Annotated in this window: 20 protein-coding genes and 1 other RNA gene; 7 read left to right on the top strand and 14 right to left on the bottom strand. The window is 70.2% G+C overall.

What is annotated here, in order from left to right; translation table 11 throughout:
• Positions 1-319 precede the first annotated feature (319 nt).
• The 4 genes from ACP93_RS16610 to ACP93_RS16595 all read left to right on the top strand — a co-directional run bounded on the left by ACP93_RS16610 (position 320) and on the right by ACP93_RS16595 (position 3,827).
• Complete coding sequence (locus tag ACP93_RS16610) at positions 320-982, top strand: serine/threonine-protein kinase (protein ID WP_048491779.1); 663 nt, start codon at positions 320-322, stop codon at positions 980-982.
• Positions 983-1,108: 126 nt separating this feature from the next.
• Entirely contained in the window at positions 1,109-1,924 is an 816-nt protein-coding gene (locus ACP93_RS16605) for an SDR family oxidoreductase (RefSeq protein WP_048491778.1), read from the top strand.
• 202 nt (positions 1,925-2,126) lie between these two features.
• Positions 2,127-3,287 (top strand): ROK family transcriptional regulator, encoded by a 1,161-nt coding sequence (locus ACP93_RS16600; protein ID WP_048491777.1) that lies wholly within the window; start codon positions 2,127-2,129, stop codon positions 3,285-3,287.
• A gap of 117 nt (positions 3,288-3,404) precedes the next feature.
• Positions 3,405-3,827, top strand: a complete 423-nt coding sequence (locus ACP93_RS16595) for a VOC family protein (RefSeq protein WP_048491776.1) — start codon at positions 3,405-3,407, stop codon at positions 3,825-3,827.
• A gap of 4 nt (positions 3,828-3,831) precedes the next feature.
• On the opposite strand, the gene ACP93_RS16590 is transcribed toward ACP93_RS16595, so the two are convergent.
• Positions 3,832-4,701 (bottom strand): ion transporter, encoded by an 870-nt coding sequence (locus tag ACP93_RS16590; RefSeq protein ID WP_048491775.1) that lies wholly within the window; start codon positions 4,699-4,701, stop codon positions 3,832-3,834.
• A 321-nt stretch (positions 4,702-5,022) separates the two neighbouring features.
• Between ACP93_RS16590 and ACP93_RS16585 the strand changes: the two genes are divergently transcribed.
• The gene (locus tag ACP93_RS16585; RefSeq protein ID WP_048491774.1) at positions 5,023-6,255 is read left to right on the top strand and encodes an acetylornithine transaminase; all 1,233 of its coding nucleotides are present in this window, start codon (positions 5,023-5,025) and stop codon (positions 6,253-6,255) included.
• Positions 6,256-6,264: 9 nt separating this feature from the next.
• Here the strand turns inward: ACP93_RS16585 and ACP93_RS16580 are convergent, their stop codons facing one another.
• Positions 6,265-6,882, bottom strand: a complete 618-nt coding sequence (locus tag ACP93_RS16580; RefSeq protein ID WP_106407125.1) for an HAD-IA family hydrolase — start codon at positions 6,880-6,882, stop codon at positions 6,265-6,267.
• A 236-nt stretch (positions 6,883-7,118) separates the two neighbouring features.
• On the opposite strand from ACP93_RS16580, the gene azu reads away from it, so the two are divergent.
• On the top strand, positions 7,119-7,574 hold the full coding sequence (gene azu, locus ACP93_RS16575) for an azurin (protein WP_048491772.1): 456 nt from the start codon (positions 7,119-7,121) through the stop codon (positions 7,572-7,574).
• A 73-nt stretch (positions 7,575-7,647) separates the two neighbouring features.
• On the opposite strand, the gene hemL is transcribed toward azu, so the two are convergent.
• Together hemL and thiE are read right to left on the bottom strand one after the other, a co-directional pair.
• Positions 7,648-8,940 (bottom strand): glutamate-1-semialdehyde 2,1-aminomutase, encoded by a 1,293-nt coding sequence (gene hemL / locus ACP93_RS16570; protein WP_048491771.1) that lies wholly within the window; start codon positions 8,938-8,940, stop codon positions 7,648-7,650.
• 369 nt (positions 8,941-9,309) lie between these two features.
• Positions 9,310-9,933, bottom strand: coding sequence for a thiamine phosphate synthase (gene thiE, locus ACP93_RS16565; RefSeq protein ID WP_048491770.1), 624 nt, complete (start codon positions 9,931-9,933; stop codon positions 9,310-9,312).
• Between the two features lie 72 nt (positions 9,934-10,005).
• Here thiE and ACP93_RS16560 point away from each other — a divergent pair, with 72 nt between their 5' ends.
• Positions 10,006-10,197: a rubredoxin gene (locus ACP93_RS16560; RefSeq protein WP_048491769.1), complete on the top strand. Its 192-nt coding sequence runs from the start codon at positions 10,006-10,008 to the stop codon at positions 10,195-10,197.
• A gap of 181 nt (positions 10,198-10,378) precedes the next feature.
• Here the strand turns inward: ACP93_RS16560 and ACP93_RS16555 are convergent, their stop codons facing one another.
• The 10 genes from ACP93_RS16555 to ACP93_RS16515 form a co-directional block, all read right to left on the bottom strand.
• Positions 10,379-11,224 carry a SirB1 family protein gene (locus tag ACP93_RS16555; protein WP_048491768.1) on the bottom strand — a complete coding sequence of 282 codons (846 nt, stop codon included), beginning with the start codon at positions 11,222-11,224 and terminating at the stop codon, positions 10,379-10,381.
• A gap of 118 nt (positions 11,225-11,342) precedes the next feature.
• On the bottom strand, positions 11,343-11,795 hold the full coding sequence (locus tag ACP93_RS16550; RefSeq protein WP_048491767.1) for a DUF192 domain-containing protein: 453 nt from the start codon (positions 11,793-11,795) through the stop codon (positions 11,343-11,345).
• Positions 11,796-11,960: 165 nt separating this feature from the next.
• On the bottom strand, positions 11,961-12,608 hold the full coding sequence (gene rpiA, locus ACP93_RS16545) for a ribose-5-phosphate isomerase RpiA (RefSeq protein ID WP_048491766.1): 648 nt from the start codon (positions 12,606-12,608) through the stop codon (positions 11,961-11,963).
• Between the two features lie 100 nt (positions 12,609-12,708).
• Positions 12,709-13,179 (bottom strand): EVE domain-containing protein, encoded by a 471-nt coding sequence (locus tag ACP93_RS16540; RefSeq protein WP_017915860.1) that lies wholly within the window; start codon positions 13,177-13,179, stop codon positions 12,709-12,711.
• Complete coding sequence (locus tag ACP93_RS16535) at positions 13,176-13,769, bottom strand: 5-formyltetrahydrofolate cyclo-ligase (RefSeq protein ID WP_048491765.1); 594 nt, start codon at positions 13,767-13,769, stop codon at positions 13,176-13,178. The genes ACP93_RS16540 and ACP93_RS16535 overlap by 4 nt, the downstream gene beginning before the upstream one ends.
• Positions 13,770-14,046: 277 nt before the next feature.
• A complete protein-coding gene (locus tag ACP93_RS16530; RefSeq protein WP_048491764.1) occupies positions 14,047-14,826 on the bottom strand; it encodes an acyl-CoA thioesterase in 780 nt (259 codons plus the stop codon).
• A 158-nt stretch (positions 14,827-14,984) separates the two neighbouring features.
• A non-coding RNA gene (ssrS, locus tag ACP93_RS21320) (6S RNA) lies at positions 14,985-15,169 on the bottom strand.
• Between the two features lie 98 nt (positions 15,170-15,267).
• Positions 15,268-15,561: a cell division protein ZapA gene (locus tag ACP93_RS16525; RefSeq protein ID WP_048491763.1), complete on the bottom strand. Its 294-nt coding sequence runs from the start codon at positions 15,559-15,561 to the stop codon at positions 15,268-15,270.
• Positions 15,558-15,779, bottom strand: coding sequence for a TIGR02449 family protein (locus ACP93_RS16520; RefSeq protein WP_048491762.1), 222 nt, complete (start codon positions 15,777-15,779; stop codon positions 15,558-15,560). Before ACP93_RS16520 ends, ACP93_RS16525 begins: the two co-directional genes overlap by 4 nt.
• Before the next feature lie 67 nt (positions 15,780-15,846).
• Positions 15,847-18,030, bottom strand: coding sequence for a putative bifunctional diguanylate cyclase/phosphodiesterase (locus ACP93_RS16515; protein ID WP_082143515.1), 2,184 nt, complete (start codon positions 18,028-18,030; stop codon positions 15,847-15,849).
• Positions 18,031-18,231: the final 201 nt, after the last annotated feature.

The raw sequence follows: 18,231 nt of genomic DNA, 5'->3' as shown, positions 1-18,231 counted from the left end.
AGAGGGAGCGTGATGACGGTCCGTTAGCGCCGGGGTGCCGTGTCGGGCGACCGGCCTTGCGCAACCGGGCTGTCGGGCAGACCTGGTCCGCCGTCGGCACCTCGTGGTCGCCGTCCTGTGCCGGTCATGTCGGCGCCGCCGCGCCAAGGCCTGTGCATGGCGCCGCCGCGTCCCAGGGCGGCGGCCGATCCGCTGGTGCAGCATTCTGTGGCGCCTGGCACGACGCCCAGGTGACCCGCACCGGACCAGGTGCCTGCCTGGAGGTGGCGGGCGACCGCACAGACCGGTCAAACCGCGTCGCACCCTCTACACTGGCCGGATGCCTGCCGCCGTTCCCCGCACCGTCCAGATCCTCAAGGCCGACAGCTTCGGCCGCATCCTGCTGCTGGGCGAGGGCGACGCGCGCTTCGTGCGCCGCGACCTCACCGCCTCGCCGTGGTGGCTGCGGCTGCCGGCGTGGTGGCTGGCGCGGCGCGAGGCGCTCGCCTTGCGGCAGCTGGACGGGATGCCGGCGACGCCGCAGTTGTGCGGCTGGGACGGCACCTTCCTGGACCGCAGCTACCTGGACGGTGCAGCCATGTACCAGCGGCCGCCGCGCGGCGACCTGGCCTATTTCCGCGCCGCGCGACGCCTGCTGCAGCAGGTGCATCGGCGCGGCGTGGCGCACAACGACCTGGCCAAGGAAGCGAACTGGCTGGTGCTGGCGGACGGCAGCCCGGCGCTGATCGATTTCCAGCTCGCCGTGCGCGGCGCACCACGCTCGCGCTGGATGCGCCTGCTGGCGCGCGAAGACCTTCGCCATCTGCTCAAGCACAAGCGCATGTACTGTGCGCACGCGCTGACCCCGGTCGAGCGGCGCCTGCTCAAGCGCCACTCCTGGGTGCGCGAACTCTGGTTCGCCAGCGGCAAGCCGGTGTACCGCTTCGTCACCCGGCGCCTACTCAAGTGGGAAGACAACGAGGGGCAGGGGCCGAAGCCCTGAAGAGCCGGGAGTGGGGATTCGGGATTGGGGATTCGTAGAAGCGGGCGGCGGGTGTCTGACGCTGTCATGGCGGGGACGGCAAGGCGCTAAGCTTTGGCGAATCCCCAATCCCGACTCCCCAATCCCGTGACTCTAAAAGGTAAAACCCTCCTCATCACCGGCGCCTCGCGCGGCATCGGACTGGCGATCGCGCTGCGTGCGGCGCGCGATGGGGCCAACGTGGCGATCGCGGCGAAGTCGGCGGTGCCCAATCCCAAGTTGCCCGGCACCATCCACAGCGCCGCGGCGGCGGTGGAGGCGGCCGGTGGGCGCGCGCTGGCGCTGAAGTGCGACATCCGCGAAGAGGAGCAGGTGCGTGCGGCGGTGGCGGCGACGGTGGAGGCCTTCGGCGGCATCGACATCCTGGTCAACAACGCCAGCGCGATCTGGCTGCGCGGCGCGCTGGAGACGCCGATGAAGCGTTTCGACCTGATGCAGCAGGTCAACGCGCGCGGCAGCTTCCTGTGCGCGCAGGCCTGCCTGCCGCATCTGCTGCGCAGCGCCAATCCGCACATCCTGACCCTGGCGCCGCCGCCGTCGCTGGATCCCAAGTGGTGGGCGCCGCATACCGGCTACACCCTGGCCAAGATGGGCATGAGCTTCGTCACCCTGGGCCTGGCCGGCGAGTTCGGCCCGCGGGGCGTCGCCGTCAATGCGCTGTGGCCGCGCACGCTGATCGCCACCGAGGCGCTGAACATGATCCCGGGGGTCGATGCCGGCAACGGCCGCCGCCCGGAGATCATGGCCGACGCCGCGCACGCCGTGCTGACCCGGCCGGCCGCCGGGTTCTACGGCCAGTTCCTGATCGATGACGTAGTGCTGGCCGAGGCCGGCGTGCACGAGTTGTCCGGGTATGCGCTGGATCCGTCGCAACCGCTGCTGCCGGACCTGTTCCTGGACTGAGGTCCGGCGTGGCCGGCTGCGGCAGTCCGCAATGCGGCTGCACGCCTGGTGCGAGGGCGGCATCGGTCGGACGGTTGCGGTTGCTGTGAGCACACACGGCGGCGCGTCGCGAAAACGCTCTGTTCCATCCGATCGCGGTTGGTGCCGCAATGACGGCGCGCGGCGCGGCTATGCTGCCGGGGTCTTCATGCCAGCACCGCCCATGCCCGCTCCAGTCGCCGTCGCCTTGCCGCGTCTTCCCGAGTCCCGCCACGCCGTCCATGCCGATCTCAGCGACAACGAGCGGCACATGCTCGATCGCCTGCGCCTGGCCGGCACGGCCACCCGCGCCGACCTCAGCCGCAGTACCGGGCTGACCGTGCAGTCGGCGGTGCGCCTGGTCGATGCGTTGGCCGAGCGCGGCCTGGTCGCGTTCGGCGCCTCGCTGGCGCACGCGGGCCGCGGCAAACCGGGTGCGGGCATCGCGCTCAATCCCGGCTACGGCCACACCGTCGGCTATGCGATCGCGACCGATGCGCTGTCGCTGGCGCTGCTGGATTTCAGCGGGCAGATCCGCGCCACCGCCGAGCATGCGCTGCGCTCGACCGAGCCGGCTGCACTGCTGGCGCAGCTGCGCGAGGCCGACGCCGCGCTGACGGCCGCGGCGGGTGCCGGGCTCGGTCCGCGCCTGGGCGCCGGCGTGGCGATGACCGGCTTCTTCGTCGAGGACGGCGTGCACATGAACCCGCCCGAGCCGCTGCGCGCGCTCGGCGAACTGTCGATCGGCGACTGGCTGGCCGAGGCATTGGGGCTGCCGGTGTGGGTGGACAACGACGGCACCGTGGCCGCGGCCGGAGAAAGTCTGCTTGGTATCGGCCGCCAGTATCGCGATTTCGCCTATCTGCATTTCAACTACGGCTTGGGTGGCGGTGTGGTGATCGACGGCACCTGCCTGCGCGGCGCGCACGGCAACGCCGGCGAGTTCGCCGGCATGCTGCCGCAGCAGGGCCTGGAGCGCGGCACGCTGGAACTGTTGCGGCAATTGCTGGCCGAGGACGGCATCGCGCTGCCCGACATCCGCGCGCTACTGGCGGCCTACGATCCGGCGTGGCCGGCGATCGAGCGCTGGATCGCGCGGGTGGCGCCTGGCCTGTCGCTGATCGTGTCGGCGATCGTGGCGATCTTCGATCCGCAGGCGGTGGTGTTCGGCGGGCGCATGCCGCGCGAGCTGGCCACGCGGCTCATTCCGCATGTACGCATCGACAACCAGCCGCGCCGCGGCCAGGCGCGGCCGTTGCCGCTGCTGCTGCCGGCCGCCGCCACCGCCGATGCCAGCGCGGTGGGCGCGGCGGCGCTGCCGTTGAAGGCCTGCTATTTCCGCTGAACCGGTCCGGATGCGGCGTCGCCATGCCTGCACGCCGCCGGCGCTACCCTATGCGCCCTTTCCGCGCGCCACCGCGGCACGGCGCGCGTCCCATCCCCCACCCTCGGAGCTGTCACGATGAAATACCTGCACGCCATGATCCGCGTCCACGACCTGGAGAAGACCAGCGCGTTCTTCACTGAAGGTCTGGGCCTGCACGAGACCCGTCGCATCGAGAACGAAGCCGGCAAGTTCACCCTGGTGTACTTCGGCGCCCCGGAGAACCCGGAAGCCGAGGTCGAGCTGACCTACAACTGGGGTTCGGACGAAGATTACGGCAGCGCCCGCAACTTCGGCCACCTGGCCTTCGAGGTCGACGACATCTATGCGCTCTGCGCGCACCTGCAGTCGCTCGGCGTGACCATCAACCGTCCGCCGCGCGACGGGCGCATGGCCTTCGTGCGCAGCCCCGACCTGATCTCGATCGAACTGCTGCAGAAGGGCGAAGCGCTGGCCCCGGCCGAGCCGTGGGCGTCGATGCCCAACACCGGCGTCTGGTGAGAGCTCAGGGCGCGGTCTCGGGCAATGCCTGGCCGCAGCCCCGGCAATAGCCGGCGTTGCGGTCGTGGCCGTGCAGGCCGCAGCGCGCGCAGGTGCGCCGATCCGGCGCGCGGCTGCGGTCGGCGTCGCGCAGGCTGTTGGCCAGTTCGGCGGTGTAGATGCCGGTGGGCACGGCGATGATGCTGTAGCCGATCAGGATCAGCACCGAGGTGATGGCGCGGCCCAGCGGCGTGAGCGGGGCAATGTCGCCGAAGCCGACCGTGGCCATCGTCACCACCGCCCAGTACATCGCGGTGGGGATGCTGGTGAAACCGTTGGCCGGGCCTTCGACCACGTACATCAACGCGCCGAAGATCACCACCAGGGTGATCACCGTGAACAGGAACACGAACACCTTGCGCCGGCTGCGCCACAAGGCGTCCACCAGCAGGCTGCTTTCCTCGACGTAGCGGGTCAGCTTGAGGATGCGGAACAGCCGCAGCACCCGCAGCACGCGCACCACCAGCAGCGTCTGCGCGCCGGGCAGCAGAAACGAGATGTAGGTGGGCAGGATCGACAACAGGTCGATCACGCCCCAGAAGCTCAGCGCGTAGCGCAGTGGCCGCTTGACCGTGGCCAGGCGCAATGCGTACTCGGTGGTGAACAGCGCGGTGAAGCCCCATTCGAGCACGTACAGGGTGCCTGCGTGGCGGGTGTGCAGCGCGGGCACGCTGTCGGCCAGGATCACCGCGACGCTGGCCAGGATCGCCGCGACCAGCAACAGGTCGAAGTTGCGCGAAGGCTTGGTGTCGTGCCGGTAGATGATGTCGAACCAGCGGCGCCGCCAGCCGTGTTCGGTCGCCGGGGCGAGCTGGGAATCGAGGAAAAATCGCATGCGCCCATGCTACCCGAGCCGCATGGCAGTCGCGGGCCCACCCGGCGCGGCAGGCGGCGCCCTGATCGGATGCGACGCAGCTGCTGGAGAAGCCCCTGTGGGAGGGGCTTCAGCCCCGACGCCGTAGCGCTGAAGCGTCGGGACTGAAGTCCCTCCCACATGTCGAGCAACGGCGTGGTGGGGTTACTGCGGCACGCGCGCGGGCGGCGGCGGTGTGGCGCAGCAGCAGGCCGACCCGTCGGTCCAGGCGGCGGCCAGCAGTCCCCGGCTGTGCGCTGCCGGCGGTCTTATAATCGGCGTTTTCCCCGCAGGACTGCCTCGATGACCGCTTCTTCCGCCGCGGAGCTGATCGCCCTCGGCCAACGCTACGCGCTGCCGATCTACCGTCCGCGCCAACTGGTGCTGGAGCGCGGCCAGGGCGCGCGGGTGTGGGACAGCGAGGGGCGCGACTACATCGACCTGTCCGCCGGCATCGCCGTGTGCGGGCTCGGCCACAACGATCCGGATCTGCATGCGGCGCTGCTCGAACAGGCCGGCAAGCTGTGGCACACCAGCAACGTGTTCTACAGCGAGCCGCCGCTGCGCCTGGTCGAGGAACTGGTGGTGGCCTCGCGCTTCGCCGACAAGGCGTACCTGTGCAATTCCGGCGCCGAGGCCAACGAGGCGGCGATCAAGCTGGTGCGCAAGTGGGCCAGCGCCCAGGGCCGGCCGCCGCAGCAGCGGGTGATCGTCACCTTCCGCGGCAGTTTCCATGGCCGCACCCTGGCCGCGGTGACCGCCACCGCGCAGCCCAAGTACCAGGAAGGCTACGAGCCGCTGCCTGGCGGTTTCCGTTACGTCGACTTCAACGACATCGTGCTGCTGGAAACGGCGATGGCCGGCGGCGACGTGGCCGCCGTGATGCTGGAGCCGGTGCAGGGCGAGGGCGGCGTGATGCCGGCGGCGCCGGGCTTCCTGGCGCAGGTACGGGCGTTGTGCGATCACCACGGCGCGCTGCTGGTGCTGGACGAGATCCAGTGCGGCATGGGCCGCACCGGCACCCTGTTTGCGCACTGGCAGGATCAGGTGACGCCGGACATCGTGACCCTGGCCAAGGCGCTGGGCGGCGGCTTCCCGATCGGCGCGCTGCTGGCCGGGCCCAAGGTCGCCGAGACCATGCAGTTCGGCGCGCACGGCACCACCTTCGGCGGCAACCCGCTGGCCGCGGCGGTGGCGCGGGTGGCGCTGCGCAAGCTGTCCTCGACAGCGATCGCTGCCAACGTGTCGCGGCAGTCGGCGGCGCTGCGCAAGGGCCTGGCGGCGCTCAACGACGAATTCGCGCTGTTCGCGCAGGTCCGCGGCCGCGGCCTGATGCTGGGCGCGGTGCTGGCGCCGGCGCATGCCGGCCAGGCCGGTGCGATCCTCGACCACGCCGCGGCGCATGGCCTGCTGACCCTGCAGGCCGGCCCGGACGTGCTGCGCTTCGTGCCCGCGCTGAACCTCACCGATGTCGAGCTGAGCGAAGGCCTGGCGCGCTTGCGCAGTGCGCTGCGCGCCTACCTCGCCGCACGCTGAAACCGCGGTTCATCCCAGCCCGTGCCGTGCCAGCGCGCGGCGCAGGGCACGCGCGCCGCTGGCGGTTTCCGCGGCCATGCCGATCGCGCGGGCGCCGCGCACGTTGACGAACAGGTCGTCGATGAACAGCGCCTGCCGCGGCGCGACATCGAAGTGGGCCAGCGCCTGCCGGTACACCGCCGCATCCGGCTTGCGCCCGCCCAGGCGGCCGCTGCACAGCACGCGCCCGCGCAGCAGCGGAAACAGCGCCGGCACGATCTGCGGCATCGCCTGCGCCATCAGCGCGCCGTTGTTGGTCAGCACGCCGATGGCCACGCGCTCGGCCAGTGCCAGCACCTGCGCGACCACGCCCGCATCGGCGCGGCTGGCTGCGACGCGTGCGGCGATCCACGCGGCCGTGTCGACCGGGGCACCCAGGCCTGCGCTCAGCTGCTGCAGGTAGGTGGCGGTATCCAGTTCGCCGCCGTCGTAGGCGGTCTCCAGCCCGGAACCGAACAGCACTTCGCGCACTTGCGCCGCCTCGCAGCGGCAGTGCGCAGCCAGCGCTGCGATGCGGGCGGCGCGCGTGTAGTTCGCCAGCACGCCGTCGAAGTCGAGCAACAGCAGCGTCGGTCGAGCGCGGATCAGTGCAGACATGCGTGGGCCTGCGTGGACGGCGCCGAGTGCAGTGGGCATGGCGCGGGATCGGCGCCGATCGAGCAGCGTCTGGCCGTCATCGCCGCGCGCCTTGGCGCGTGCCGATGATGCAATGCGCCATCGCTTGTCGTTGACAAGCCATTGCGCGCGAGCGGACAGTCGGGACACCCCGCCGCGCGCGCGACCTGGCGCGGCGCAGTGTTGTCTTTCTTGTCGAGGAATCCATCTTGAACACCAAGTTTCCGTCCCTGCTGCTCGTCCTTGCCGGTCTCGCGTTCGCGCCCGCCGCCTGGGCCAAGACCTGCGCGGTGACCATCACCGGCACCGACCAGATGTCCTTCGACCAGAAGGAGATCAAGGTCGCGGCCGATTGCACCGAGGTGGCGGTGACGCTCAAGCACAGCGGCAAGCTCGCCGCCGCGGTGATGGGCCACAACTGGGTGCTGACCAAGACCTCGGATTTCCAGGCGGTGGCCAATGCCGGCACCAGTTCCAGCCTGGCCGACAACTATCTGCCCAAGAACGATCCGCGGATCATCGCCCACACCAAGGTGATCGGCGCCGGGCAGTCGGACACGGTCAAGTTCTCCACCGCCAAACTGAGCAAGGGCGGCGACTACACCTTCTTCTGCTCGTTCCCGGGGCACTGGGCGGTGATGAAGGGCAAGTTCGTGTTCGGTTGATCCAGCGTAGCGACGCGGCGCCAGCGATCGGTGCCGCGCGTTGTCGTCCTGCCATGGCCGCTGCGCCGGCATCTCAGCCGGCGGCGACCACCGCGAACGCCTCGCGCGCCGCGGCCAGGGTGGCCTCCAGCACGTCCTGGTCGTGCGCACTGGAGACGAAGCCGGCCTCGTAGGCCGAGGGCGCCAGGAACACGCCGCGCGCCAGCATCGCGTGGAAGAAGCGGTTGAACGCGGCAGTGTCGCAGGCGGTGGCCTGCGCATAGGTCTCGACTTTCTCGGTGGTGAAGAACAGCCCGAACATCGCCCCGACCTGGTTGGTGGTGACTGCGACGTCGGCCGCCGCGGCGGCGGCTTCCAGGCCGGTGCACAGCTGCGCGGTGGCCGCGTCCAGGCGCTGGTGGAAACCCGGTGCCTGGATCAGCTCCAGCATCGCCAGTCCCGCGGCCATCGCCACCGGATTGCCGCTGAGCGTGCCGGCCTGGTAGATCGGCCCGGACGGGGCCACCTGCCGCATCAGTTCGGCGCGTCCGCCATAGGCGCCCACCGGCATGCCGCCGCCGATGATCTTGCCGAAGGTGGTCAGGTCCGGCACCACGCCGTAGTGCGCCTGCGCGCCGCCCAGGGCGACGCGGAATCCGGTCATCACCTCGTCGAAGATCAGCAGCGCGCCGTGCTGCGTGCACAGGTCGCGCAGATGCTGCAGATAGCCCGGACGCGGCGGAATGCAGTTGGCGTTGCCGACGACCGGTTCGATGATGACCGCGGCGATCTCGTGGCCGATCCGTTCGAACAGTTCGGTGGCGGCCTCGGCATCGTTGTAGGCCAGGGTGGCGGTGAGTTCGCTCAGGCCGGCCGGCACGCCCGGCGAGGTCGGCACGCCCAGGGTCAGCATGCCGCTGCCGGCCTTGACCAGGAACGAGTCGCCGTGGCCGTGGTAGCAGCCTTCGAACTTGACGATGCGGTTGCGCCCGGTGGCGCCGCGCGCCAGGCGCACCGCCGACAGCGTGGCTTCGGTACCGGAGTTGACCATGCGCACCATCTCGCAGGACGGCACCAGCCGGGTGATGGTCTGCGCCATCGTCACCTCGGCCGGGCACGGCGCGCCGAACGACAGCCCGTCGCCGATCGCGCGCTGCACCGCCTCGCGCACCGCCGGATGGTTGTGCCCGGCGATCATCGGCCCCCACGAGCCCACGTAGTCGATGTAGCGGTTGTCGTCGACGTCGTACAGGTAGGGGCCATCGGCGCGCTGCACGAAGAACGGCTCGCCGCCCACCGACTTGAAGGCGCGCACCGGCGAATTGACGCCGCCGGGAATCAGCGACTGCGCTTGGGCGAACAGGGCGTGCGAGCGGGAATGGGTCATGAGCGGAAATCCTTGGCGATGCTGGCCAGGCCGACCGGCCGGGCGCGGAGCGAGGCCGTCTATTGTCGCGGCTGCCGCCGGTGTGCGCCATGTTGCCTGCCTGCCATGGGCAACTGCCCGTCTTAGCCAGCGCCGCGCGGTATTTGGGGTGCATGACGCTGCGCCCGTACCCTCATCCGCCCCTGCGGGGCACCTTCTCCCGAGGGGAGAAGGGAGAAACTAAAGCCCCTCTCCCGCCGGGAGAGGGGTTGGGGTGAGGGTCCGGCGCGCAGCGGCTCGCGGTGGTTGGGTGCGCGAGGCTGCGCCCGTACCCTCATCCGCCCCTGCGGGGCACCTTCTCCCGATGGGAGAAGGAACGGCGCTGCCACCTCAGTCGAAGCAGGCGCGGTACGCCGCCAGCGCCACGCGCGGATCGGGCGCATCGAACACGCCACTGATCACCGCCAGCAGGTCGGCGCCGGCCGCGACCAGCGAACGCGCGTTGTCCGGCGTAAGGCCGCCGATCGCCACCCGCGGCAGGCCCAGTGTCGCCGCCTCGCGCAACAGCTCGGGCGCGGCGCGGCGCGTGGTGACCTTGCTGCGGGTGGGGAAGAACGCGCCGAAGGCGACGTAGCTGGCGCCGGCCGACGCGGCGCTGTGGGCCAGCGCCAGGTCGTCGTAGCAGGACGCGCCGATCAGCGCCTGCGGCCCCAATGCGGCGCGGGCCGCGGCCACGTCGCCATCGTCCTCGCCCAGGTGCACGCCGGCCGCACCCACCGCCTGCGCCAGCGCGACGTCGTCGTTGACGATCAGCGGCACCCCGGCCTGCGCGCACAGCGCCTGCAGCGCCGTGGCCTGCTGCCGCCGCTGCGCTGCGTCGGCGCGCTTGTTGCGGTACTGCAGCCAGGTCACGCCCTGGTCCAGCAGCGGCGCCACCCGCGCCAGCAGGCGCGCGCCGTCGGCCTCGTCGGGAGTGATCAGGTACACGCCGCGCGGCGCCGGGGATGCGTTCATGGCCAAGCCTTCCGATGCGTCGACGGCGATGGGACAATGCCGTTCCGTCCGACTGTGACCTGCGATTATCCAATGAGCGACGCCACCGCCACCACCTATCGCACCTGGATGTGCGTCGTCTGCGGGTTCATCTACAACGAAGCCGACGGCCTGCCCGAAGAAGGCATCGCCCCCGGCACCCGCTGGGACGACGTGCCCGACACCTGGACCTGTCCGGACTGCGGCGTGACCAAGGACGATTTCGAGATGGTGGAGATGGAGTGAGGACCGGGAGTGGGGAGTCGGGATTGGGGATTCGCAAAAGCGGCTATCCGCAATGTGCAGACCCTCCTGGGCGACTTTAGCCCGGAAGCCCTTAAGAGAAATCAGCGTTGCTCAGCGACGCGTCAGGTCACGCCGCAGCCGCTCTTGCGAATCCCCAATCCCGACTCCCAAATCCCCGCCGTCAATGCATCCGCTGCGCACGGGCGCTCAGTTCCACCAGGCGCTCGCGGATCGGCAGGGCGTCGGAGGCCTCTGGGTTCAGTTGCAGGTAGCGGCCCAGGTCGCGGCGCGCGCCGGGCACGTAGTCCATCTGCAGGTAGGCCATGCCGCGGTCGCGCAGGGCTTCGGGCTGATCGGGCATCAGTTTGAGCACGCGGTCGGCGCTGCGTGCGGCGCGGTCCCACTCGTCGCGTTCGGCATACACGCCGTGCAGGTTGCGCAGCACCCGGGTCAGGATCGCGCGGTGCGGCGCCGGATCCAGGATCTGCAGCAGGGCGCGGTCGTCCGGGCTTTCGCCACCCATGTGCGGCCGCGCGCGTTCGCGCAGTTCCTCCACCGCCAGCGGACGCCCGCCGTTGAACGGGTCCATCACCAGCAGGCCGTCGTCCACCGGCAGGCGCACCAGGAAATGCCCGGGGAAGGACACGCCGTCGAGCGGGATGTCCAGGCGCCGCGCCACTTCCATCTGCACCAAGGCCAGCGAGATCGGGTTGCCCAGGCGCCGCTCGAACACCTGGTTCATGTAGCTGTTGCGCGGGTCGTAATACTCGTCGTGGTTGCCGCTATAGCCCAGTTCTTCGAACAGGTGGCGATTGATCGCCGCCATCTTCAGCGGCCAGGGCTCGATCATCGCCACCTCATGCCGCAGGTGGTCGGCGTGGCTCTGCGCCAGGGTGTCGTAATGGGCGGCATCCAGTTCCGGATACTCGTCGCGGGCGATCAGCAGCGCGGTCGCCAGCAGCGGCAGGGCATCGTCGTCCAGAGCGGCCAGGGTATTCCAGCTCGGCAATGTCAATCGGGCGGCCATGGCCCAAGACTGGCGGCAAAGCCGGGCCCGATCAAGTCCGGCCGTTCCCGACAACGGTGTCGGGTTCAGCGCCGTGGTGGCGAGGCGTTTCCCCGACCCCGGCCGGTGTTGCGGGCGATCAGCGGCCCTGCGGAATCCCCGGACCGAAGCGCAGTTCGGTGCCGTCCTGCAGCTTCAACTGCTCGGCCTGGCCGGCATTGAGTTCGAGCACGTAACGCGCCGGCGCGTTGCTGGGGTAGGGCGGGCAGGCATCGCCGGCCGAGCACGGCGGCACGTCGCGCTGCTGCGCCACCAGCTTGCGCTGGTTGTCGAAGTACAGGATGTCCAGCGGGATCTTGGTGTTCTTCATCCAGTACGCCTGCGGTTCCTCGCGGTCGTGGATGAACAGCATGCCGTGGTCGGCTTCCATCTGGTCGCGGAACATCAGCCCGCGCGCGCGCGTCGCATCGTTCTGCGCCAGTTCCACGTCGTAGCGGTGTCCGCCCAGTTCCACCCAATGGTCGCCGCCGGCACTGGCGCAGCCGCTGAGGGCGAGCAGGAGAAGGACGCACAGCGCGCGGATCAGAGACATGGCGAGGCCGGGGCAAGGAGGACAGCGCGCACCTTGTTGCATGGTGCGCGTGGCGTCAAGAGCGGGATTAGTGATTGGAGATTGGGGATTCGTAAAGCCGGGATCCACGCTTTTACGAATCCCCAATCCCGACTCCCCAATCCCCCGCGCGCGACAGCGCGCGCCCTACAGGACGCGCGGAGGCTCGCCACCGACGATCACCACGTCGGCCGGGCGGCGTGCGAACAGGCCGACGCAGACCACGCCCGGGATCTGGTTCAGTTCGCGCTCCAGCGCCACCGGATCGGTGATCGACAGGTGGTGCACGTCCAGCACCACGTTGCCGTTGTCGGTGATCACGCCGTCGCGCCACACCGGCTGGCCGCCGGTGCGCGCCAGGATCTCGCGGGCGACCAGGCTGCGCGCCATCGGGATCACCTCGATCGGCAGCGGGAACGCGCCCAGGGTCTGCACCTGCTTGCTCGGGTCGACGATGCAGATGAAACGCTCGCTGGCCTCGGCGATGATCTTCTCGCGGGTCAGCGCGGCGCCGCCGCCCTTGATCAGGCACTTGTTCGGATCGCACTCGTCGGCGCCGTCCACGTACAGCGACAGGTTGCCGGTGTGGTTCAGTTCCAGCACCTCGATGCCGTGCTGGCGCAGGCGCGCGGTGCTCTGCTCGGAACTGGACACGGCCCCCTTGATGCGGTGGCCGATGCGGCCCAGTGCGTCGATGAAGTAGGCGACGGTGGAACCGGTGCCGACGCCGACGATCATCCCGTCCTGGACGTAGTCGATGGCTTTCTCGGCGGCAAGACGTTTGGCTTCTGACATTGGGAGAGCTCGGGATTGGAGATTCGGGATTGGAGATTCGTGCAAAGCGGGTCGGCGGGCGGGAGCGGGCGAATCCCGAATCCCGAATCCCCAATCCCAGCTATTCGAGCGACAGCAGCAGCTTCCACTGTGCGGCGCTGACCGGAAACACCGACAGGCGGTTGCCGCGGGCGACCAGCGGGAAGCCCTCGCCCAGCGCGTCGGCGTGCTGCTTGATCTCGTCCAGGGCGATGGTGCGCGCCAGCTTGCGCTCGAACGCCACGTCCACCAGGTACCAGCGCGGCTGCTCCGGGGTGGCCTTGGGGTCGTGGTAGTCGGAAGACGGGTCGAACTGGGTGGCGTCCGGATAGGCCTGGCTGGCCACGCGGGCCACGCCGACGATGCCCGGCACCTTGCAGTTGGAGTGGTAGAACAGGATGCCGTCGCCGACCTTCATGCCGTCGCGCATGAAGTTGCGCGCCTGGTAGTTGCGCACGCCGTTCCAGGGTTCGGTGCCGACGCGCTGCAGGTCGTCGATCGAGAAAGCGTCCGGTTCGGACTTCATCAGCCAATAGCGGGTGCGTGCGGTCATGCGGGAGAATCGTGCGCGGTCGACAGGGTGAGGGATTCGGTGCAGACCGCGTCCAGCGCCACGTCCCAGGCCGCGAGCGGCAAGGCCGCGACCTGCTGTGCGTCGAAGGCGGCCCCGACCAGCCAGGGCGGCGGTGCCTGCCGCTGGCGGAAAGCGAAGCTGCGATCATACCAGCCGCCTCCCATGCCCAGGCGGCCGCCGGCGGCGTCGAAGCCGACCAGCGGCGCCACCACCAGCGCCATCTGCGCCGGCGCCAGGGTCGTGGCGGGGTCGACGTCGGGTTCGGGGATGCCGTAGCGGTTGGCGCGCAGCGGCTGCCCGGGGCGCCACGGCGCGAAACGCAAGGTGTCGCCGCTGAGCATCGGCAGGCAGTACTGCACCGCGTCCGGCAGCGACAGTTGCCAGCGATGCAGCGCGATCTCCCCATCCATCGCCCAGTAGCCGCCGACATGGCCCTGCTGCGGCGCGAACGGCAGCTCCAGCAAGCGCTGCGCCAGCGCATCGGCGGCGGCCAGGCGGACGGACGCCGAGAGCGCGCGGCGGCGCGCGCGCAGATCCTGGCGCAGGGAGTCGCGGTCGTCGGCGGTCATCGGGCAGGCGGGGCAAGGGAGGGCGCTATTGTCGGCGTCGGCGCGCGCACTGACCAGCGGGTGTCCTCCATCCCCCGAGTACGCCGCGTCGGGCACCCGACGGGCCGCGGTTGCACGCGCCCGTGGCCGCGTCATCGCTCGGGCGTGGACGCATGTCCACTTCCTCGCGCTTCCTTGGCTCGGGCACACGGAATCGCGGCGCGACCTGCCCGGGAATTGGTGGCGACAGGCCCTAGGGATGGAGGACACGCCCCGGGCCCGGTCGCTGCTGCGGCGATCACGCGTAGAGCGCTACCGTCTGCCGGCCCCACAGCACCAGCCGCCCGGCCGTGTCCCAGATCTGCATATCCTGCAGCGAGTAGCCGTCACCGGCATGGCGGCTGGCCGAGCGCAGCAGGAACCAGTCGCCGGCGCTGGCCGGTTGCGGGAAGTCCAGGGTCCAGGTCATCGAGCTGACCGGCGCCGGCTTGGTGAAGCAGGTCATCGCGGCCGGCGGCAGGCAGTCGCCCAGCGCGACCAGGACCACGCCCGGGTCCACGCCACCGGCGTCGCGATGGCGTGCCCAGACCAGCAATTCCGGGTCGGTCGCGGCGGACACCGGCAGCGCGCCGCCGGCTAGGCGCATGTCGAAGTTGGCGACGAAGGCCGGAGTTGCGGGACTGTCGGCGATCGGCGTCGCGTCGTCGGGGCCGACCACCGCCGGCCGCGCCGGCAGGAAGTCGTGGGCGATGCGGCTGGGGCGCGGCTGCGCGAACAGCAATGCCGCGCGCAGCGCGACCTGCCCGTCGGCCAGGCAGTCGACGCCCACGGAGGTGGCGGACTTGCCCTGGCGCAGCACCTGCGCATCGAAGCGCAGGCTGCCGTCGGCGGGGCCGATGAAGCCGATGTGCGCCGACTTCAGCGGCGGTAATGCGGACGGCGCCGTGCGCAGCGCGGTCTGCAGCGCCAGCGCCGCGGACAGCCCGCCGAACGCGGTGCGGCCTTGCCGCCAGCTGGCGGGCACGTCGAATCCCGCGGCGGGGTCGAAGCGGTCGAGGAGTTGGGCGAGCGTCGGCAATCCGGGATCTCCGTGGTGGGGGCACCAGTATCCCGGGTTTCGGCCGGTGCGAGAGCGCGTGGCGCCTGTGCTGCGCCGTCGACGACGGCGTGGGGCGCGCAAGTTGCGGACGCGCAAAAAGGAAACGGCGCCTTGCGGCGCCGCTTCCTGGAAAAATTGCATTCTCCGCCGTGACGATGCGTGCGAAACGACCTTGAACCCGGGGTTCAAGTGGGATGGCTGGAGAATCATCGGGCTTCCCGCTACGAGGCGGACCTGCACTCCCGATTCCGTCGCCACCCCGTGGTCGTCATTAAGGGACAAGGCGAATGTTTGCACACGCTGTCGTTCACAGCAGAGAACGCAGGTGGAGTATAGCGCCGTGATCGCGCTTGGCTAGTCCGTTCGTCGGTGTTTCGGTGCGGTGCAATTCACGTTGATGATCGCAGCGCCAATGACGGATTAGCGTGTCGTATCGACGACGCTGTCCAGGCGCCGGTTGAGATCTGCGAGTGTGCGCGCCATCTCGCGGTCGCGCTTTGCTTGTTCGTCGCGCAGTTGCTGCAACTCGTGCGCCAGGTTCAGCGCCGCCAGGACGGCGACGCGATCCACGGCGGCCATGCGGTTGCTGCCGCGCACCTCGCGCATCTTCGCGTCGAGCAGGCGCGCCGCGGCGAGCAGGCCGTCGCGCTCCTCGGCCTCGACGCCGACGGTGTATTCGCGGTCGAGGATGCGGACGCTGACCGGCTCGCTCACGTGTGCTGCTCCAGGGACTTCAGCCGGGCGATCATCGCTTCCACGCGCGAACGCGCCTGTTCGTTCTTGGTCAGCAACTGCGAGCGCTCGCCGATCAGGTGTTCCTGTTGCTGGCGCAGGCTGCGGTTCTCGTCGGACAGGCGCTGGCAGCGCTCGACCAGCGTTTCCACGCGCGCGGCAAGGGCGCGAAGCTCGGCGAGGGTGTCAGGGCTGTCCATGGCGCTCACGATAGGCATGCGCCCGAGGGGCGGTCAAGACGCCGCGTGGCGGCGCCATGGCCGGCGCTCAGGCAGGCAGCCGCAGCGGTTGCTGCAACAGGCGCAGGCAGGCGTCGGGCTCCAGCGCCGGCGCCACCAGATGGCCCTGGATCTCGTCGCAGCCATGCGCGCGCAGGAACGCCAACTGGCCGGCTTCTTCGACCCCTTCGGCCACTACCTTCAGCGCCAGCGAGTGGCCCATTGCGATGATCGTGCTGGTGATCGCCTCGTCGTCCGGGTCGCGGGTGAGGTCGCCGATGAATTCCTGATCGATCTTCAGGGTGTTGATCGGCAGCCGCTTCAGGTACGCCAGCGACGAATAACCGGTGCCGAAGTCGTCGATGGCCAGGGTCAGCCCCAGCGCGCGGCAGGCGCGCAGCAACTCGGCGTTCTTGCCGACCTGCGACATCACCACGCTTTCGGTCAATTCCAGTTCGATGTTGGCGGCGGGCACGCCGGTCTCGGCGAGGATGCCGGCCATCAATTCCGGCAGATTGCCGCGTTCGAGCTGGATCGCCGAGACGTTCACCGACATGCACAGGTCGGTCAGCCCCATCCGCCGCCAGTCGCGCAACGCGCCGCAGGCCTGTCGCAGCACCCACTCGCCGATCTCCAGGATCAGCCCGGTCTCCTCGGCCAGCGGAATGAACTGGCTGGGCGAGACCGGTCCGAAATCGGCGCTGTGCCAGCGCAGCAGCGCTTCCACGCCGACCACCCGCTGCGTGCGCAGCGAGTAGCGTGGCTGGTAGACCAGCTTCAGTTCCTGGTCCAGCGGGATCTTGCGCAGCGTGCTGGCCAGGGTGGCGCGGTGGCGGGTGGCCTCGTCCATGCGCGCCGAGTATACCTGCGCGTTGCGGCGCCCGGCGGCCTTGGCCTGGTACATCGCGGTGTCGGCGTGCTTGAGCAGTTCGCTCGGCAGCAGCGCGTGCTGCGGGAACAGGGAGATGCCGATGGAGGTGGACACCGCGACCTCGCGACGTTCGTCCAGCCGCAGCGGCGCCTCGAACGCGGCCAGCACGCGTGCGGCCACCGCCTCGGCCTCGCCCTGGCTGACGATGTCCTCGACCACCACGGTGAATTCGTCGCCGGCCAAACGCGCCACCGTGTGCTGCGGCCCCACCGCCTGCTGCAGGCGTTCGGCCACCGCGCGCAGCACGCGGTCGCCGACCGCGTGGCCGAGCGAGTCGTTGATGTCCTTGAAGCGGTCCAGGTCCAGGAACAGCACCGCGACCGAGCCGGCCTGGCGCCGCGCCCGCACGATCGCCCGCGCCAGGCGTTCGGACAGCAGTGCGCGGTTGGGCAGGCTGGTCAGCGTGTCGTAGTTGGCCAGGTAGCGCAGTTCCTGCTCGGCGCGCTTCTGTTCGGTGATGTCTTCCAGCACCACCACCTGGAAGCTCTGGCGGCCGTCGGCGTCGACCACGGTGTTGCGGCGCAGGTGGCAGAGGATCTCCTGGCCGTCCTTGCGCCGTTTCCAGGCCTCGCCGCGCCAATGCCGGCCGTGGTCGGCTACCGGCGCCGCCGGCGTTTCCGGTGCGTGGTCGATCAGGGTCATCGACTGGCCCAGCACCTCGCGCTCGCTGTAGCCGGTGATACGGGTGAAGGCCGGGTTGACCGAGATGAAGCGGCGGTCCTCGTCGAACACGGCCACCGCCTCGCCCATGCTGCGCAGTACCTCGGCGGCGATGCGCCGTTCCAGGTCGGCCTGGCGGTGCGAGGTGATGTCGCGTGCGGTGCCGGCGAGCCGGCGCGGTGCGCCGCTGGCGTCGTAGTCGACCACGCGGCCGCGCACGCGCGCCCAGTGCCAGACGCCGTCGCCGGCCAGATCCACCCGGTACTCGGCGGTGTAGATCGCGGTGAGGCCCTGCAGGTGTTCCTGCAGCACCTGCCGCGCCTGCGCCATGTCGTCGGGATGGATCCGCAGCGGCTCGTTCTCGCGGATCACCAGGCCGATGTCCTGCGCATGCGGCGTGGCCTCGTCGGCGCGCATCAGCCGCAGCGTGCGCTGTTGCAGGTCGTAATCCCAGAAGTGCTCGCCCGAGGCCCACAGCGCCAGCTTCAGGTGCTGGTCGCGCTGCTGCAGTTGCGCGTGCCGTTGCAACTGCTCGCGCAGGCGCCGACGGGAGCGCAGTGCGAACAGCGCCGCCGCCCCGCCGGCGGCCAGCGCGGCGAGCGCCACCAGCGGCCATGCGGCCAACAGCGTCTGGCCGAACAAGGCTAGGCCGGTCCCTTCCGCAGCTCCTGCAGCGACGTGCTCCAATGGCATGGCGGAAAGTGACTTCTGTCAAAGAACGGGTGGTGGAGTGTAGGCGCGTGCCGGAAGCCTCCACAAGCGGCGGCGCGCACGCGATTGCTACACTGCGCAGTCCCGATTCCGCTGCAGGCCTCGACAGGCCCGTGGCCAGCGCCCGACAGG

This window comes from Xanthomonas sp. NCPPB 1128, assembly GCF_001043115.1.
Taxonomy (GTDB): domain Bacteria; phylum Pseudomonadota; class Gammaproteobacteria; order Xanthomonadales; family Xanthomonadaceae; genus Xanthomonas_A.
Note: the sequence above shows the minus strand (reverse complement) of the source record. Positions and strands in the feature narration are given on the sequence as shown.

Bases quoted from the DNA above. Each gene is read 5' to 3' on its own strand.
- ACP93_RS16590 (WP_048491775.1), bottom strand. From the start codon at position 4,701: ATGCGATTTTTCCTCGATTCCCAGCTCGCCCCGGCGACCGAACACGGC.
- ACP93_RS16595 (WP_048491776.1), top strand. From the start codon at position 3,405: ATGAAATACCTGCACGCCATGATCCGCGTCCACGACCTGGAGAAGACC.
- ACP93_RS16600 (WP_048491777.1), top strand. From the start codon at position 2,127: ATGCCCGCTCCAGTCGCCGTCGCCTTGCCGCGTCTTCCCGAGTCCCGC.
- ACP93_RS16585 (WP_048491774.1), top strand. From the start codon at position 5,023: ATGACCGCTTCTTCCGCCGCGGAGCTGATCGCCCTCGGCCAACGCTAC.
- ACP93_RS16550 (WP_048491767.1), bottom strand. From the start codon at position 11,795: ATGTCTCTGATCCGCGCGCTGTGCGTCCTTCTCCTGCTCGCCCTCAGC.
- hemL (WP_048491771.1), bottom strand. From the start codon at position 8,940: ATGACCCATTCCCGCTCGCACGCCCTGTTCGCCCAAGCGCAGTCGCTG.
- thiE (WP_048491770.1), bottom strand. From the start codon at position 9,933: ATGAACGCATCCCCGGCGCCGCGCGGCGTGTACCTGATCACTCCCGAC.
- ACP93_RS16535 (WP_048491765.1), bottom strand. From the start codon at position 13,769: ATGACCGCCGACGACCGCGACTCCCTGCGCCAGGATCTGCGCGCGCGC.
- ACP93_RS16560 (WP_048491769.1), top strand. From the start codon at position 10,006: ATGAGCGACGCCACCGCCACCACCTATCGCACCTGGATGTGCGTCGTC.
- ACP93_RS16555 (WP_048491768.1), bottom strand. From the start codon at position 11,224: ATGGCCGCCCGATTGACATTGCCGAGCTGGAATACCCTGGCCGCTCTG.
- ACP93_RS16610 (WP_048491779.1), top strand. From the start codon at position 320: ATGCCTGCCGCCGTTCCCCGCACCGTCCAGATCCTCAAGGCCGACAGC.
- ACP93_RS16540 (WP_017915860.1), bottom strand. From the start codon at position 13,179: ATGACCGCACGCACCCGCTATTGGCTGATGAAGTCCGAACCGGACGCT.
- ACP93_RS16520 (WP_048491762.1), bottom strand. From the start codon at position 15,779: ATGGACAGCCCTGACACCCTCGCCGAGCTTCGCGCCCTTGCCGCGCGC.
- rpiA (WP_048491766.1), bottom strand. From the start codon at position 12,608: ATGTCAGAAGCCAAACGTCTTGCCGCCGAGAAAGCCATCGACTACGTC.